Source organism: Paenibacillus sp. FSL R10-2778 (assembly GCF_038593035.1).
Lineage (GTDB): Bacteria > Bacillota > Bacilli > Paenibacillales > Paenibacillaceae > Paenibacillus_AQ > Paenibacillus_AQ odorifer.
The window spans coordinates 2567693-2584992 of record NZ_CP151956.1 but is presented as its reverse complement, the minus strand read 5'-3'; the positions used below and the strand labels follow the sequence as shown (position 1 = coordinate 2584992).

General features: G+C 42.2%; 13 protein-coding genes. 4 read left to right on the top strand and 9 right to left on the bottom strand.

Annotated features, from left to right (window positions below; translation table 11 throughout):
• The first annotated feature begins 9 nt into the window (after positions 1-9).
• Positions 10-1620 carry a helix-turn-helix domain-containing protein gene (locus tag NST40_RS11205; RefSeq protein WP_076193819.1) on the top strand — a complete coding sequence of 537 codons (1611 nt, stop codon included), beginning with the start codon at positions 10-12 and terminating at the stop codon, positions 1618-1620.
• An 88-nt stretch (positions 1621-1708) separates the two neighbouring features.
• On the opposite strand, the gene NST40_RS11200 is transcribed toward NST40_RS11205, so the two are convergent.
• Positions 1709-1837, bottom strand: a complete 129-nt coding sequence (locus NST40_RS11200; protein WP_256715861.1) for a hypothetical protein — start codon at positions 1835-1837, stop codon at positions 1709-1711.
• 706 nt (positions 1838-2543) lie between these two features.
• Complete coding sequence (locus tag NST40_RS11195; protein ID WP_076277432.1) at positions 2544-3638, bottom strand: glycosyltransferase family 2 protein; 1095 nt, start codon at positions 3636-3638, stop codon at positions 2544-2546.
• Between the two features lie 181 nt (positions 3639-3819).
• Between NST40_RS11195 and NST40_RS11190 the strand changes: the two genes are divergently transcribed.
• Positions 3820-4701, top strand: a complete 882-nt coding sequence (locus NST40_RS11190) for a DUF4850 domain-containing protein (RefSeq protein ID WP_076219817.1) — start codon at positions 3820-3822, stop codon at positions 4699-4701.
• A 131-nt stretch (positions 4702-4832) separates the two neighbouring features.
• Positions 4833-5645 carry a bifunctional hydroxymethylpyrimidine kinase/phosphomethylpyrimidine kinase gene (thiD, locus tag NST40_RS11185; protein ID WP_038570000.1) on the top strand — a complete coding sequence of 271 codons (813 nt, stop codon included), beginning with the start codon at positions 4833-4835 and terminating at the stop codon, positions 5643-5645.
• Positions 5646-5844: 199 nt separating this feature from the next.
• Here thiD and NST40_RS11180 read toward each other — a convergent pair whose 3' ends face one another.
• From NST40_RS11180 to NST40_RS11155, 6 genes are all read right to left on the bottom strand, one after another.
• Entirely contained in the window at positions 5845-7188 is a 1344-nt protein-coding gene (locus tag NST40_RS11180; RefSeq protein WP_076277433.1) for a glycoside hydrolase family 30 beta sandwich domain-containing protein, read from the bottom strand.
• A gap of 63 nt (positions 7189-7251) precedes the next feature.
• Positions 7252-8889 carry a sugar ABC transporter substrate-binding protein gene (locus tag NST40_RS11175; protein ID WP_038569996.1) on the bottom strand — a complete coding sequence of 546 codons (1638 nt, stop codon included), beginning with the start codon at positions 8887-8889 and terminating at the stop codon, positions 7252-7254.
• 55 nt (positions 8890-8944) lie between these two features.
• Positions 8945-9832: a carbohydrate ABC transporter permease gene (locus tag NST40_RS11170; RefSeq protein WP_036689738.1), complete on the bottom strand. Its 888-nt coding sequence runs from the start codon at positions 9830-9832 to the stop codon at positions 8945-8947.
• Positions 9833-9846: 14 nt separating this feature from the next.
• Positions 9847-10788: an ABC transporter permease subunit gene (locus NST40_RS11165; RefSeq protein ID WP_036689816.1), complete on the bottom strand. Its 942-nt coding sequence runs from the start codon at positions 10786-10788 to the stop codon at positions 9847-9849.
• Positions 10789-10967: 179 nt separating this feature from the next.
• Entirely contained in the window at positions 10968-11975 is a 1008-nt protein-coding gene (locus tag NST40_RS11160; protein WP_076277434.1) for a LacI family DNA-binding transcriptional regulator, read from the bottom strand.
• A 171-nt stretch (positions 11976-12146) separates the two neighbouring features.
• Complete coding sequence (locus tag NST40_RS11155) at positions 12147-13049, bottom strand: ArsR family transcriptional regulator (RefSeq protein WP_076219818.1); 903 nt, start codon at positions 13047-13049, stop codon at positions 12147-12149.
• Between the two features lie 150 nt (positions 13050-13199).
• On the opposite strand from NST40_RS11155, the gene NST40_RS11150 reads away from it, so the two are divergent.
• Positions 13200-14705 carry an alpha-N-arabinofuranosidase gene (locus NST40_RS11150; protein ID WP_076187265.1) on the top strand — a complete coding sequence of 502 codons (1506 nt, stop codon included), beginning with the start codon at positions 13200-13202 and terminating at the stop codon, positions 14703-14705.
• A 72-nt stretch (positions 14706-14777) separates the two neighbouring features.
• Here NST40_RS11150 and NST40_RS11145 read toward each other — a convergent pair whose 3' ends face one another.
• Positions 14778-17159 (bottom strand): alpha-L-arabinofuranosidase C-terminal domain-containing protein, encoded by a 2382-nt coding sequence (locus NST40_RS11145; protein WP_076277435.1) that lies wholly within the window; start codon positions 17157-17159, stop codon positions 14778-14780.
• Positions 17160-17300: the final 141 nt, after the last annotated feature.

The following is a 17300-nucleotide window of genomic DNA, read 5'->3' as shown; positions in this document are numbered from 1 at the left end:
GAGCAAACTATGAATGTACTGCTTGTTGATGATGACTTTTATGTTATTGCCGCATTGCAAAAGAAAATAGATTGGGAATCACTCCACATTGATACCGTTTATACGGCTAATAATGTCGCTCAAGCACGTGAAATAATAGAAAAGCATTCTGTTCAAATTCTGATTTCAGATATTGAAATGCCGCAGGGCAGCGGACTGGAATTACTGGCATGGATTCGCGAGGGAAATTATAGTATTCAGACTATTCTTCTTACCAATTATGCAGATTTCAACTATGCGCAGAAAGCAATCGAATTGCAGAGCTTTGAATATTTCCTCAAACCCATTGAATTTGACAAGCTGATGTTGATCATCCAAAAGGCGGTCACCCAAGCAAAAGAGCAGCAAAAAAACGAAAAAGCCATTCAGGGCGGTTACTTTTGGCAAAAAAATCAGGCGAAGATTCTTGAGCATTTTTGGCGGAAGCTAGTCAGTGGCAGTACATCATTTCCGATTAAGTTGGCAGACATCACACATGCCATTGAAGAACAAAACCTCTCCTATCAAATGAGCGATACTCTACAGCCTTTGATATTTAACTTATTCCCTTACAATGGCAGCATGGGAAAAGAAGAAAAGGATCTGTTTGATTTTGCCCTGCTAAATGTATTGTACGAATTGTTTCAGCACCCTTGTTTTACCATCGAAAGCATTCTGGAATATAGAGATTATAACTGGATCGCCATTTTAAAATGGAACCAGGCACCAGACACGCAACGGCTTGAAGCATTATGTTCTTCTTTTATTCAAAAGGCGAATCCTTATTTAAAATGTGATGTCTGCTGCAATATTGGCTTATACGATAAACTGAGTAATGTAGGGAATGTTCTAAAACAATCCCTGACTATGGATGAAGAAATTACGAGATGCAGAAATCAGACCTTTTTGGTGGAGGCTTATCTGCAGCAAAATAAACCGGGCTATACACCACCGGATCTTGCCTATTTGGAAGAGCTGCTGAACCAGAATAAATTCACTGCTTTTCTTGAAGAAGTTACACAATATTTAAAGGTCATGCTTAACAATAGAACACTTGAGACCTCTGTCCTTAGCTTGTTCCGTTTAGATGTAGTTCAGCTAGTCTATTCATTTCTCAATCTGAAAGGGATACGATCGCACAAATTATACTCTGGCAAAACTAATGATAAATTATCTATGCACTCTTTGGATTCAATCGAGGATATGGAAGAATATCTTAAATACCTTGTCACTACAGCCATGAAATATCGTGACTTTGCTGCCCAGCCTAAGTCCGTCGCAGAAGAAATCAAACAATACATTCATTCACATTACGGCGATGATCTGACCCGAAATGATTTGGCTGAAATTGTTTATCTCAATCCTGATTACCTGGCGAGGATATTCAAACGAGAAACTGGGGTTTCATTAGGAAGCTACGTCATCCACGTCCGAATCGCTGCTGCGAAACATCTATTAGAAACCACAAATATGTCTGTATATACCGTCGCGAACAAAGTCGGCTATAGCAACTACTCCTATTTCTCCAAGCTTTTCAAACAAGAAGTAGGTCTCCCTCCAAACGATTATAAAAAGGAACAACAATACAATCCAGCTTACTAAAAGAGGGTAACCCGGCATCTAGTTCATGGATGCTGGGTTACCCTCTTTGGGATATCTTCTGAATATTAATTACTGTCTACCTTTACTCCTACGCTGCTGATAATGATCCACCTACGAGCTTACTCTTGCGCCCAGTAATCATACGCCACGCCTGTACTCCTACACTGCCGGAGTCATTTACGCCGAGCTTACTCTTACACACAGTAATCATCCGCAATGCCTTTACTCCTTCGCTACCGGGAATCTTACACCCCTGACCTTACTCTTACATCCAGTAACCATTCGCCCCAGGTGCTTTCGGACCCAGATGACGCTATTTGCTCATTTATCGCCTTTTGAGCACAGTTTCGGACTCCAGTGCAGCTATTCCTGAGATATTGCTCCAAATCGAGTGTGTTTCTGGTCAATAGCGACTATGCGGTCCGTTAGAATTCCAAATGTGCCATATAGCAGCGTTTAAGGTCGGCTGAGTCCGATAGCTACTTCGTACGCGGAAATTTGGAGCTAATCAGCGAAGCTTGACGGGGATCAAGGGAACAGCACAACTCCGCCAGTAACTATCCGCTTCACTCTCTCCCTTCTGATGCTTCCGGACTCAGATGACGCTATTTGCTCATTTATCGCCTTTTGAGCACAGTTTCGGACTCCAGTGCAACTATTCCTGAGATATTGCTCCAAATCGAGTGTGTTTCAGGTCAATAGCGACTATGCGGTCCGTTAGAATTCCAAATGTGCCATATAGCAGCTTTTAAGGTCAGCTGGGTCCGATAACTACTTCCTACGCGGAAATCTGGACCCAATCAGCGAAGCTTGCCGGGGATCACGGGAAGGTTCCCCACTGCCAGTAATCTTGCAAGCTCCAAAAAACGCATTAATGCCCCAGCAGTCATAATCAGAACGGCTGGGGCATCTCTTTTACTAAATTAAACCTGGAGCGCTACATATTTATCGCCAAGCAGATTTTTGAAATAGGTGCGATTGTATAACATACTAGGATGGGATGGATAAAAACTCAACGCCGTTTCATTGTGATGATTCGCCTTCTCGTATTGGCCGAGACGATCATAACAAAGTGCCAGTTGAAGATGCGGCAGCCAGGTATAAAAGATTCCATTCTTCATCCCCATCGAATCGTTATCCCGCGGTAGCTGAATCGCTAGCTCATACCAGTATGCGGCTGGATGCAACTGGCCTTTTTCCAGCAGAAGTGCCCCCAGTCGGCAACAGAACTCTGACCGTGGTTTATCATACTGCAAGGTTTTACATAACGCTTCAAATGCACCGTCTTTATCCCCCAGCCGTTCCCGGCATTCGGCAAGCTTTAGGCAAGCCTGGAAATTATCTTCAATCCAGCCCTGCCCACCCGCTAAGAAAATCTCATAGTATTTGCAAGCCTCTTCATTAATAGCATGATCCCTTAATTCATTCGCATAATAATACTGGTCTCTCGGCGAAAATACTTCACCCAGTGCAACACGTTTTTGATAAATCCGTAAATTACGATCTGTGTATTCCTTATCTTTCTCATGTGTGATGCAGACATCACTACTAAAAGAAGGACCACTTACCTCTAAATACTCATGAACAGGCCCGATCCATTGAAAGTTGCAGCTGCGCCGAACCAGCCTGTTGCGGCGTAAACTAGCTGTGACATTTCCCGCTTCGTCAAAAGCCAGATTATATTGCATGTTCACACTGTGAATATGTCCTGGCAGGATTTCTTTTAGTTTTTTAAAAAGAATCTGATCCTCTTCCTTTATATAATCATCCGCATCAAGCCACAAAATGTACTCCTGAGTAGCTTTGCTAAAGGCAAAATTACGTGCGGCACTAAAATTATCAATCCATTCAAAATCATAAATTACAGCTCCGAAGGACAACGCAATCTCTTTCGTTTTATCCGTCGAGCCTGTATCCACGATAACAATTTCATCTACGAGACTTGCAATGGTAGACAAACATCTATGCAAGCTTTTTTCTTCATTTCGTACTATCATACATAAACTAATCGTAACCATACTCGCCCTCCTACACGCTTTGTTTGAAATTCTTTCTATATTGATATGCAGGGTTTAAGAAACGGACTCCCTCTCTATCCCGCCCGATCATGAAGAACTTCAGAAATATAAAGGTTATGTAAGAAACTTTCCACTCCATTCTTAGGTCTATATAAGTAAGATCAAAGGAGGTACAACATATATGAAATCCAAACGAAGAGGTGTTAGAAACGGCTGGATCTTAACTTCAATATTGTGCGTCGTAATTGTACTAGTGCTGCTGATTGGATATAAAGGGCTCGACTGGGGTACACCTACCACACCACCCACATCCACCAACGCACAAACTAATAATGAAGCAGATAACAAACCCAGCTCCACACAAGAAATGCTCGAATTTCCTAGCAGTGATCCCGATAATGGGCAGGTCATCATTCCACTGCACACTACGCTCGCGCAGCTAAATATTGATAGTGGTGACGAATATGTAAATACAGAAATCCCCCCCATACCTGAAATGACCTTTTCTTTATCTCAAGACATGAAAAACCAAGTAGAAGCAACGCTGGTCTACCGTCCTGATATCGGTGGAGGTTATCTTCTACTCGCTCCTGCCGGATGGCAGGCTACCGCGGTTGTCGGCGCTAACGGTTCTTATGGAGTTACCTTTCAGGATCCGAACCATCCGGAACAAAACATGAACTATTCAGATACGGCTTGGACTTGCACAGGCTGTGCCATCACTGCAATCGGAGCCTATTTCCCGGAAAAAGCCGAATGGGCTGACGCGCTGGGATTTACCATTAATAATCCACTTAAGTTTAGCGAACAGCATATTTTAGGTACTGCCGGAGCTGAAGCAAGAACGGTCAGATATACGCTTCAAGCAGACGCGAATGGTTATCAGGATGAGGGTGCTGCCTATTACGATAAGGGAGAATGGGGTTATTTATTCCGCAGTATCGGAATACATCAAGCTCAAACATCCCCACAGCAGGAAGTAGTGGAGACCCTCATGAAGTTCTTTACAGATAATCATGGACCGCTCTTCATTGCTGACCCAAACGCAGAGAAGCTGGACTAAGGGTGGGAATTTTTAGAGGAAGGTATTTTCAACCTTGCTCTTGCTTTTAGAAAGACGTAGGTGCTATTTTTTGTTATAATCAATGCAATGCGTTGTTTATAAATTCAGACATATATAAAGGGGACGTAACCATGACTCAAATTATTAAAACTCTAACTATTGCAGGCAGCGACTCCAGTGGTGGCGCAGGCATCCAAGCGGATCTAAAAACATTTGAAGAGTATGGTACCTACGGCTTTAGTGCCTTGACCACTATCGTTACTATGGACCCGGACAACGGCTGGCACCATAATGTTTATCCAATTGATGCCTCCATTGTTGCTGAGCAGTTAAAAACTATTTTCGCTGGTGGCCCGGTTAATGCCATGAAGACAGGTATGCTTGGAAGTGTTGAAATTGTGCGCGTTGCAGAGCAAGCGATCAAAGAAAATCTTCAGACTAATGTAGTTATTGATCCAGTTATGGTGTGCAAGGGTGAAGATGAAGTCTTGAACCCTGACAGCGCTGAGGCTATTCGTGACTTATTGCTACCACTAGCAACTGTGGTCACCCCAAACTTGTTTGAAGCAGGTGTTCTTTCAGGTCTTGGCAAACTTACTACCCTTGAGGAAATGAAAGAAGCTGCCCGTCTGATTCATAAGCTCGGTGCACGTAATGTCGTGGTTAAAGGCGGCAAAGCACTCGGCGGCGATCAAGCGATTGATATCTTCTTCGACGGTTCTGAGTACACTGTATTCCAAACAGCCAAAATCGAACCCGCTCACAATCATGGAGCTGGATGTACTTTTGCCGCAGCAATTACAGGCGGTCTAGCTAATGGCTTAACGGTTCATGAAGCTGTTGCAAAAGCTAAAGATTTTGTCTCCGCAGCCATTCGTAATGGATTTGCGTTTAATGAATATGTGGGTCCTGTATTTCACGGTGGTTACCGTTTAGAACGTTAGAACTCGCAATCCAATTACACAAAAAATAAATGGCAGTCCAGACGCTGAACTTCAGCTTTGGACTGCCATTTTTATTTACTATTATTGAAAATCCGTAAATTCAAAACTATGCTTACCGAACATTGATTTTTTATACGATTATTTTCATAAAAAAAGCACCCGAATCAAGATTCGAGTGCTTCTGAGCTACGTCCTCTAATTATTTTATCAGAATGGATAAAGCACTTTTTGATGCCAAACGGAAAGATAATTCATCCGCTCCCGGCAAGTTCAAAGCCACATTCTCAGCCTTTTCACTATCGTTGAACAGAACAACTGCAATAGAGTTATCTGTATTCTTAAAAGCTACGGAACGAATCACTTCTTGATTGGTGGAGGCGTCAATACGCACAGCCTTCGGACGAATAAATTTACTGAAATGGGCCAGCGCATAATAGTCGAGCGTATACGTAAGCTCCTTGGTCTCTTGGTTGACTGTCACAACACCACGACAAGTACTTTTGCCAAAACCCGGTACGGTTGGGCCGTTCTTTTCATCTAAGGCCATATTCCATAACACAAAGGATTTACTATGATTTCTAAGAATATCAATCCCTGTTCTCATTACATTGGAGAAGGCTTGTTCAAACGGAGGAATCCATTCTCCACCAGAACCTTCTGTAAAATGCACTTCTTTATCAGCAAAAGCTTTCAGAACCTCTGATTGCGCTGACGCATTGCCACCATACCAGTGCCAAGCTACACCATCTACTTCATCTTTTGCATAATCGAGCACGGTTAACGGATAATCTGGACGATCCCAGTTGTGGTCGTAGCAGAGAATTTTTGTAGCGATGTTATGCTTAACAAAGCTAGGCTTCAGGTAGTTTTTAATGAAATCTTTTTGCGCCTCAGGCAACATTAACATACTAGGGTAGTGTTTGGGTTCAAATAAAGGCTCGTTCTGTGGTGTTACAGCATAAGTTGGCAATCCGTGCCCTTCAAAAGCTTGAATATATCGAACAAAATAATCGGCATAAGCCTGATAATATTCTTGTTTAAGTTCTCCAGCAATCATCGATCCGCTAGTCTTCATCCAACCTGGTGCACTCCATGGAGAAGCCATCAGTTTGATCTCAGGGTTAATTTCCAGAGCTTGTTGCAACAAAGGGATAATGTCTGCTTCATCATGTGCGATAGAGAAGTGGGTTAATTCCGTATCCGTTTCCAGTGCAGGTCTATCGTCATAGCTATAAATATCTCTAGCATAATCCGATGCCCCCATTGGATTTCTTAATACGGACAAACCAATTCCATCTTGTGCGTCAAAAAGCTTGCTCATGACTTCCTTTTTCTGTTCGTTGTCCAGGACTTGATTAATCAAATAAGCGGATGAATCCGTAAAGGATGCTCCAAAGCCATCCATTTCCTGAAAGGTTTGATTCTCGTCAATAGTTACAGTAGTGGTCGCCTCTGCGTCAGCAATTGGAGTTAATTGTTGCAGACTTTGCTCTACAAATAATGTATTCTCCCCGGTGGATTGATAAATTTTAAGCTCTGGCATGTTGTTTCCCTCCATCTTTCTATGAAGAGGCCCCAGTGAAGGGGCCACATTCTATTATCTAACTTATTTAAGACCTAATTTTTCTTTGTTGTTTTTCATTTTTTCAGAACGAACTTCTACAATCTTATCCCAGTTGTTATCATTCAAAAATGTTTTGTAAGCAGCTAAGGTGCTGTCGAATGTAGCATCGTCTTTAGCGCGGATCATACTTACAAGCGTAGTGTTCCAAGTAGTATCAATTGCAGTAAGACTGCGAGCTTCAGGCGTTCCTTGAGCCGGGTTAATATTTTCAAGAATAAAGTGTGGTTTTAGCTTTCCTTTGCCCCACTCTTGCATTTGTTTAATGGAATCTGCGAATGCGTCATTACTCAGCGCTTTATCACGGTCATGTCCAAAGAACATAAATTCGCCCATCCGGTAATCTTTTTTGAATTTATCGGCATTATTTAATTGCAGGTCTTTGATTTCAGGCAAGAATTCAATTTTACCGCTGTCGTTAACTTTATAGGTCTCTCCTTCAATACCGTAGTTCATGAGCTTTTGTCCTTCGTCGCTGAGCAAATAAGTGTAAATTTGAATCGCTTTTGCAGGATCCTTAGCCTTTTTAGTAACATAGCTAATCATCCAACCTGTAATTCCGGATTGATTCAACGTTGGTTCATGTCCAACAGTACTTTGTGGGCCATCAATAGCGATATATTCCTTGCCTGGATTTTCTGTCATGAAGATTTGCAGGTTACCACTTTGTTGAGGGGTTCCATCCAAAAGTATTGTTGCATATTTACCGGATTTCACTTTTTCTTCAAAGGCAGTACCGTCATCAGCAAAGCTGTCATCACTGATATCACCATTTCTGTAGACTTCATTTAACGTTTTCAACCAAGTCAAGTAATCCTCATCTAGGTTACGGTTGTAGAACTCGCCATTTTCAGTTTCCATCGGCACTCCGATGAAATCCTCCAATACATCTCCCAAAGAACCAGTGCCTGAACCAATGGAGTTAAAACCAAAAGGAATCATGTCCGGGAATTGTTTTTTGATTTGTTGCATAACGCTCTTGAATTCCTCAGGAGTTCCAAAGCTTGGTTTTCCAATGGCTTCGTAAACATCCTTACGGATGACAAAGGCTGTTTTAGCAGGGATGTTACCGCTATCATAATCGTTTTGCGTATTGGAATAGTTAGGGTATCCATAGGTCTTGCCATCAGCTAACTGGAACCAGTTCATCGTATCTTTTTCTGCAACTTTATTGAAATACGGATCATATTTATCTGCCAGATCATTTAAAGGCAATGCCCAGGTAGCAGCTTTTTGTACGACTGGAGAGTTGGAATCAAAAATAGTCAACAGGTCTGGCATTTCACCGCCGGCAAAAATCGTATTCAGCTTAGTGTCATCGCCTGTAATGAATTTAATGTTGATGTTTAAATCCTCTTTAATTTTCTTGGTGACAAGGTCTTTTCCGAAATCAGTATTCCACCAGTCTGCATTCACGTACCAAGTCAGATCTGTTGTCTCTTTTTTTGTATCCAGCTTCCATGCCGGTGTTTCCGGATCTATAGTATAACGGCCTTCAATGGAGCTTAACTCTTTACTGGAGCTGTCAGAATTACCTTTCGATCCACAACCTGTAAATACTAATACAACAGCCATAAGTGCCGTACAAAGTTTGAGTCCTTTTTTCCCAAATGCTTTGTTCATCTTTTGTTTCCCCCTAAAATGTTTTGTAAGCATTCACTACTTGGAGATTTACTTACTATTCCTTCACCGCCCCCATCATCATGCCTGAGATAAAGTACCTCTGTAATATTGGATACATCACAACAATCGGCAAAGTTGTAATGACAATTGTTGCTAGTTGAACCCCTTTAGTCGTAGTTTCGATAATCGCAGATCCACCAACATTTTGCATGGATTGTGTTTGCGACTGAACAATGATTTCATAGAGCTTCATCTGCAGCGGGTAGAGCGATTGATCGGTAATATATAACTTGGTAGTCATAAAGTCGTTCCACTGCCCAACCCCGTTAAATAACGCAATGGTGGCCATAGCCGGCATGGAAAGAGGGATAAAGATTTTCAGGAAAATGCGCCAGTCACCTGCACCATCAATTTTGGCTGACTCTTCAAGTGAATCCGGTACATTTCTGAAGAAGTTCATTAGAATAACTACATCATAATAACTGAACAAGGCCGGGATAATATAAACCCAGAAGCTGTTTAAGAGGCCTAATGATTTAATCAATAAATACGTAGGGATCATTCCACCAGAGAAAAACATAGTGATTACACCCATGGCAACATACAGCTTACGTCCACGTATGTATTTCTTACTCAAGCCATAACCGATCATGGCACAAAAGAATACGTGGGTAATGACACCAATGAATGTTTTGGCAAGCGATACTACGAATGCTAAACCGATGGTCTCATCTTGAAATACAGCACGATAATTTTCCAAAGAGAACTCTGGAGACCAAAATATGAATCCGCCTTCCGCAAGCGCCTTGCCCGAACTTAAAGAGGATATGACTACATTCCATAAAGGAACGACAATAATGATTGTACAAATACAGAGCAAAATAATATTTAAGGTATTAAAGATTCGACTATCGAGATCTTCTTTAGCCACCGTACGATTCACAGAAATGCCTCCTTCTACAGAACTGATTGATTATCATTTAATTTACTGGATACTTTGTTGGCGCTAATCAGTAGGATGACTGAAACGATGGAGACACCTAAACCAACAGCAGTAGCATAAGAGAAGTCACCTTGCGTCATACCCATACGATACACATAAGAATTAATGACCTCCGCCTTAACGCGGTTCTGAGAATTCATCAATACCAGGGTTTGGTCCAGATTTGATCCTAATAAACCGCTTACAGTGAGAATCAGATTTAAACTGATAATCGGTTTCATGTTAGGAAGCGTGATATTCCAAATTTGTCTCATACGGCTTGCGCCATCTATTTTGGCAGCCTCATAATAAGTAGGATCAATTTTCGACATAATGGCTAAGTAGAGAATCGTTCCCCAACCAGCCTCTTTCCAAATATCGGATAACGTTGCAATCCACCAGTATTTATTCGCATCAAGCAAAATATTTACCGGTTTCGAAATCAGTCCCAAACTGAGCATAATCTCATTAAACATACCGGATGAGGAAAACCAGGCAATCAGCATCCCGCCGAGAACGATCCAGGACAAAAAGTGTGGTAAATAAGAGATGGTTTGCACTATCTTTTTAAAGCGTCCACCACTTAATTCGTAAATCATAACGGATAAAATAATAGGAATAACAAACCCTATGGCTAATTTCAGAAAGCTGATCCCTAATGTATTGACTACAGCGTCCCAAAAATATTTATCAGATAAAATAATTCTGAAATTATCGAGCCCTACCCAAGGTGCAGAATCGAGCGTATCAATTACGGTGTAACTTTTAAAAGCAATCGTCAATCCGTAAATCGGAATAAAACAAAAGATAATCATAAAAATAATTCCCGGGATGACCATGGATTGAATTTCCCATTGTCTCTTGTAATCAATTACAAATTCTTTGACCCTCTGCCCCATAGGCTTTTTCCCGCTCATTGGATTCTTTCCGTTTGTTGGCACTACGGCTAATTTATCCACTTTTTCTTCTCCCCTCCAAATCATGATCCCCAAACAATAAAAACGTTTTTATTTTTTTGAAAAAAAAACCCTCCCAAAACAACAAAATTATAAAAAATGATCGGGTGAAATCTTGAACCCATTACATATATGTGTTCTTACCGACCAATCTTTACTTGACTAGAACCTCTTACAACTAATTCACCCGCCAATTTCATCATCTCGCCCTGTTCCTTCTTCTGAATCATACGAACGAGGTGATTAATAGCCAAAATACCCTGTCTAGCAATTTGATTTCTTACAGTAGTTAAAGGCGGTGAGAAATATTGCGCAATATCAATATCATCAAACCCCATAACACTAACATCTATCGGAACTTCGTATCCATGCGATTTCAAAGCTTGAATACATCCAATCGCACTCAAGTCGTTCCCTGCTAAGAAGGCATCAGGTATTTTATCAGGACTATAGTGAAGAAAAGATTTTATAGCGTTGTAGGTGCTTTCTTCTTCAAAATATCCTTGTATAATATACTCTTCATGCGTGGGTAGCTGATACTGACGCAAAGCAGCTAAGTATCCTTCTCTCCGCTGAACACTGTCGTACATCTCATCCACACCAGATATGTAAGCAATCTTTTTATGCCCTAGACTGATTAAATATTTGGTCGCTTCAAACCCCGCTTCAAAAGAATCAAATATCACGCTTCCCATCGTGTCGTTCTTAAGCGGCCGATCCAGAAATACAGCCTTGATCTTGTCTTTCACCATTGCGGCAATTTCTTCTTCGTCTATTCTCAGCTCCTCGTAAATAATGACACCATCCACTCGCCGGCCTAGAATATTGCTCATAATCACTTGTTTGTCCTTGGTAACAAATACATTCAGCCCGTAACCTAGCCGGTCACATTCACGCGACATGGACTCAACAAGCTTATAGAAGTATGGACCCGACACACTTGTTGTGAAAAAACCCAGCATTTTGGTTTTCCCATTCCTAAGGAGCTTACCGTTCAGGTTAGGAACATAATTTAATCGCTTCGCAACCTTAAGAACATGTGATTTCGTCTCCGGGTTCAATACATCTACGTCATTTAGCGCGTTGGAAACCGTAGAAATGGAGACTCCAGCCTCTCTGGCAACATCTTTGATCGTTACCTTTTCCATAATGATTCAATCTTCCTTTACGAATAAAAACGTTTTTATAGATTTAAATTAACATAAAAACGTTTTCATTACAATATATTTTTTATTTTTATTTTATCAGAGGTAATAATTGGTACACAAGCTTAAATTTTCTACAGAATCTTATAAAACACCTCTTCTGCAAACTCGAAATCATTCATAATACACTCTAAACATAATGTCTTGCTCGTAATTCCCAAATCCACGGCCATATATGGTTAGTCCGCCTCTTCTCCGTCCGCTATTCTCTGCCGTTAAACGAAAGGTCCACTGATCCTGCTCTACTCGTACATCCTCCAAGGTAATATCTGAGATTTGCTGCCCATCCACAAAGGTTCCACCTGCATTAATCCGCAGAACCTTCAGCAAACCATATTGGTTAACATCCGAACGCCACCAAATGGGATTTAATCGTCCTCTAGTGAGGCCAAAGTCGCCCGGACTGGTCCATTTTCCTAAATCCTGTCCATTCATCATAAAGCCAATATCCGACGGCCACTTCTCATTTACATGTGGAGCTTCGGAACCTATTTCCAGCGAAATCTCAATCTCCTGCACCACTTGATCTTGAAATAGATAATTTGGAATCTTGTACTCGATAGAACCTTTCGCAAACCATACAATGCCGGCATTCACCCGTTCCGGGTCCAGAAAATAACGTGGATCATCATAATAGCCGATCAGCTTCTCAGTAGTAGCAATCCCGCAGGTAGGTAAAGCCTGGATATCGGTATATTGCCCTACAGGGATAGACACTTCAACCACCTTTCTGGCAACTCCGCGGGAGCCCGATAATTTAATCTGCAGATAATTCGCAGACAAAGAACAATATTTATAGGTCCCTCCATTTACTCGTCTCATTTTAGAACTGATCAGGCCTGCTTTTTGCAGCTTTGCTACATGAGTACTGACAATTGCACTACTAAGATAGAGCTCCGCTGCCAGCTCTTTGATGTGCATCTCTCTGCGGTCCAGAATTTCAATAATTCGCAGCCTAACTTCACTTGCCAGCGCTTCATACACCTGCAAGGATTCAGAATCTGTGGTTAAGTACATTTCAACGTCTCCTATGCTTATTGAATTAGTATTTTAACGAATCCTAAATTAATTCATTGCTTATTATAAGCTAAAATCAGTATCATGTAATCATAAAACAATTACTTAATTAGTGAAAACATTAATTCAACTAGAGGGAGCTGTACACTCATGCCGATTAAATCGACAATGATTATTGACAAAGATTTCAGACTAGCTGAAGTAGACCCGCGGATCTACGGCTCATTTATCGAACATTTAGGAAGAGCAGTTTACGGTGGCATTTATGACCCGGGTCACCCTACTGCGGATCAGAATGGTTTTCGGAACGATGCCATCGAAGCTATTCGTGCCCTAAACGTTCCTATCATCCGTTATCCTGGAGGAAACTTTGTATCCGGTTACAATTGGGAAGATGGGGTTGGACCCAAGCATGAACGCAAGCAATCTCTTGAACTAGCTTGGTGGACCACAGAAACCAATCAAGTGGGTACCAACGAATTTGCAGATTGGGCTAAGCTCGTAGGCAGCGAAGTTATGATGGCAGTTAACCTTGGAACACGCGGTATCGATGCAGCTAGAAATCTAGTAGAGTACTGCAATCATCCTTCCGGCTCCTACTACAGTGACCTGCGGATCTCTCATGGGTATAAAGAGCCTCACGCTTTTAAGACCTGGTGCCTCGGAAATGAAATGGATGGTCCGTGGCAGATTGGAGCTAAAACCGCGGTCGAATATGGCCGGTTAGCGAACGAAACTGCAAAAGCTATGCGCTGGGTCGATCCAACGCTTGAGCTTGTGGCTTGTGGCAGCTCCGGCAGCGGCATGGACACTTTTGCCGAGTGGGAAGCTACCGTGCTTGATCTTTCTTATGATAATGTAGATTATTTATCACTGCATACGTACTACAATAACAACAATGACGATACGCCAAATTTCCTAGCCCGCTCCATGGATTTGGATCATTTCATCAGCAGTGTGGCTGCCACCTGTGATTATGTTCAAGCGAAGAAAAAGAGCAAAAAGAAAATTAATCTGTCGCTCGATGAATGGAATGTATGGAAATCACAAGGCAGCAGCCGTGCCGAACAACATTGGCAGATCGCACCGCCAGAATTCGAAGATGTGTACACACTTGAAGATGCACTTGTTGTGGGCTGCTGTCTTATTTCATTATTGAAGCATGCTGATCGTGTGAAAATGGCCTGCTTAGCGCAGCTGATCAATGTAATCGCCCCAATTATGACTGAAAATGGCGGACCGCTTTGGCTGCAGACTACTTATTATCCGTACCTGCATGCTTCCCTTTATGGTCGTGGAACCGTACTTCACCCGCTGATTTCCAGCCCTAAATACGATTCCAAAGATTTCACTGATGTGCCTTACTTGGAAGCCATTAGTGTATACAACGAGGAGCTGAATGAAGTAACCGTCTTCGCTGTAAACCGCCATTTATCCGAAGGACTAGAGCTCGACGTGGATCTGCGTAGCTTCAGTTCCGTAAACATCATTGAGCATATTGTACTGGAACATGAAGATATTAAAGCTGTAAACACCAAATCCAATCCACATAACGTGATGCCTAGCCAAGGCAAAGCCGTTGTTGAGAGTGGACATGTAAAGGCCCTTCTCGCAAAAGCTTCCTGGAATGTGATTCGTCTGCGGGTGAACGGCTAAGTTAACTTGTAATAGTCATAGAAATGCCCCCATGAATCTTTAATAAGCCATAGATTCATGGGGGCTTCTTCGTTATTTTATTCTGAAAATTGTCACGGATTGCTTCGGAAACTCATAACTAAAGCTGCTTCCTTCTGTCTTAAAGCTGGTTTGTTTCGGAGAGACCTGCTGCTTATTCTCGAAGTTATTTTCGTCCTCAAGCGGGTGTCCCGACATTTCATAGACTTCGATGGTCAGTGCTTCTTTTGCCAAAGATTCCAGTAGAACCTCAGCAGAAACACTGTTCTCTTGTACGTTTACTGTCTTGAGGATAATATCCCCCGTTAAATCTTCCACACTTGCCGTGTAATACAGCGGTTCGATGACCGGAAGTTTATCTTCTGTCTCATTCACCAGTTCTCCGTTAATAAAGGTACGGATCTGTCTGCCCACTACTTCTAGCTTAAGATCGTATTCTACATCTGTTTCAACCGTAAACATAGCATGCGTCAGAACAGAATTTCTTCCGTTGATAATTGAGGCCACAATCGAATCCTGATTCTGCCAGCCACCTAGCTCCCAGTACAAATGATTCTGATCATCCGCTTTACCAAAATAAAAGATAAACCCTTTATTTCCTGCAGTTCGTGTAGCCTTAAAATGCAAAGTATAGTTTTCCCACTCTGTCTCACCAAGCTCTAGTGTCCGATTAGCCGTTTTGTTCTGAGCAGGGTCAGGCAGATTTGAAACTTCCTCTGATAAGTCAGAATACGTCTTCACTTCTCCCGTAAGATTGTTGACTAAGGTGATCTCGGAGAAACGAGCAGCAGAGGCATCCACACCGAAACTGACGGCTCCAGTGATCGCTTCCTTTCTGCTTTCCTTCGGTGCCGTGAAGCCATCTGCTTCCATCTTCAGCAAATGATCTCCCTGATGGTTCATAAATAGCTTTTGCACATAATAGTTTGCCGTTCCGTACACTTCATGATTATTGAACCAGATCATATCCGGCTTCCAGTTAATATAATCCACATTGCAGAGCATTGGAGCATAACAAGCTAAGCCAACGGCATGCGCATTATTTTGCAGACCTGTCATAAATGCTGCTTCCACCAATGCATTGTAATAGGTATTGCCCCATGAAGCATATTCACCGAGGAATACCTTTGGCTCATCGGCTTTGAAGTCATCATAACGATGATGATTAGCCAGGAACCATTCAGGTGTACAGTAATAATGCTCGTCTACGAGGTCAGACTTATTCTCTTTTGCCGACGTCCAGCCCCGTTCATATTCCTGGCCGGCAGAGAACGGACCGCTAGAATTAATGACCTTGATTTCCGGATATTTTGCTTTGATGGCTTGATGAAAGTAAGGATATCTCTCGAAAAAGGGTGCACCTACCTCTTCATTCCCAATGCCGACATACTCCAGCCCAAAAGGCTCAGGGTGACCCAGTTCTGCACGAATGCCTCCCCACTTCGTGGAAGAATCCCCCTTGGCGAATTCAATTAAATCCAAAGCATCCTCAATCCAAGGCGTTAATTCATCCAGCGGTACCATCCGTTTATGATGCGGGTCGTAGCCGCCCGGAAGAACGGGGATCGGCTTAGCTCCAATATCCTCACAGAACTGAAAATATTCATAATAACCTAACCCAAGCGTCTGATTATATGACCAGTTATTGCGTCTTGCCGGTCTTTGTGCAACATTTCCAATCGTATTCTTCCATCTGTACATGGAGTCTCTGTCATCTGGATCCAAGGAACCGTCATGCACCAGACATCCTCCTGGGAACCGCATAAATTTAGGTTTTAAATCAGCGAGCAGCAGCGAAATATCTTCACGCATGCCTCCGGGTCTATTCTTAAAGGTCTTCTCAGGAAACAGGGAAACCATATCCAGATATACCTTCCCGTTACCTTTGGTAACGATTACAAGACGACTGCTTGTGTCCGTGCTATTAGCTGTAATAACGGCTTCATATCGGGTCCATTCGGAGCTGCTTACGGGTATTTCCACTTCACCAAGAATGATGCCATCTGTGCTTTCGATGTTTACGGTAAGCGGCACATCAAAGCTTGTCTCCCGGCGGGCATACACCGAGAAGTTATAATTCTCGCCTTCTTTTACCGGAATACCACTGTTAAAGCCTAGATTCATCAGGCCAACGCCGTCACCTTCAGCCACAATATCGATGGCAACATAATGTTGGTTACGATCATTTAAGGGCTTGCTGTCTTCTACAGAGATATTTACCTTTCCATCTCCACGTTCTACAGGCTCCCAAGCCATCAGCGCATGATAATCTGCCCGGTCAATCGGGTCGAATTCAAAAGATCGGTTCTGAACTAGCTCAGCGTAAAGCCCACCATCGGCCGCATGATTCAAATCCTCGAAGAAAATACCGAATAGATCGCCTAACTCCGCCCCCCGCTTCTGCGTATGTATCTTCAATTTTCCTTCTGTCTTCATTCTTTTGTCTTCCTCCTTGTGAATTCCAATTTGATTTATATTTATGTTACTTAGTTCATATCAATATAAATCATTATAATAACTCCTCTCTATATTCGTCAATTCAAAAACGAAAAACTGACACCGAATATCCCTCGATGT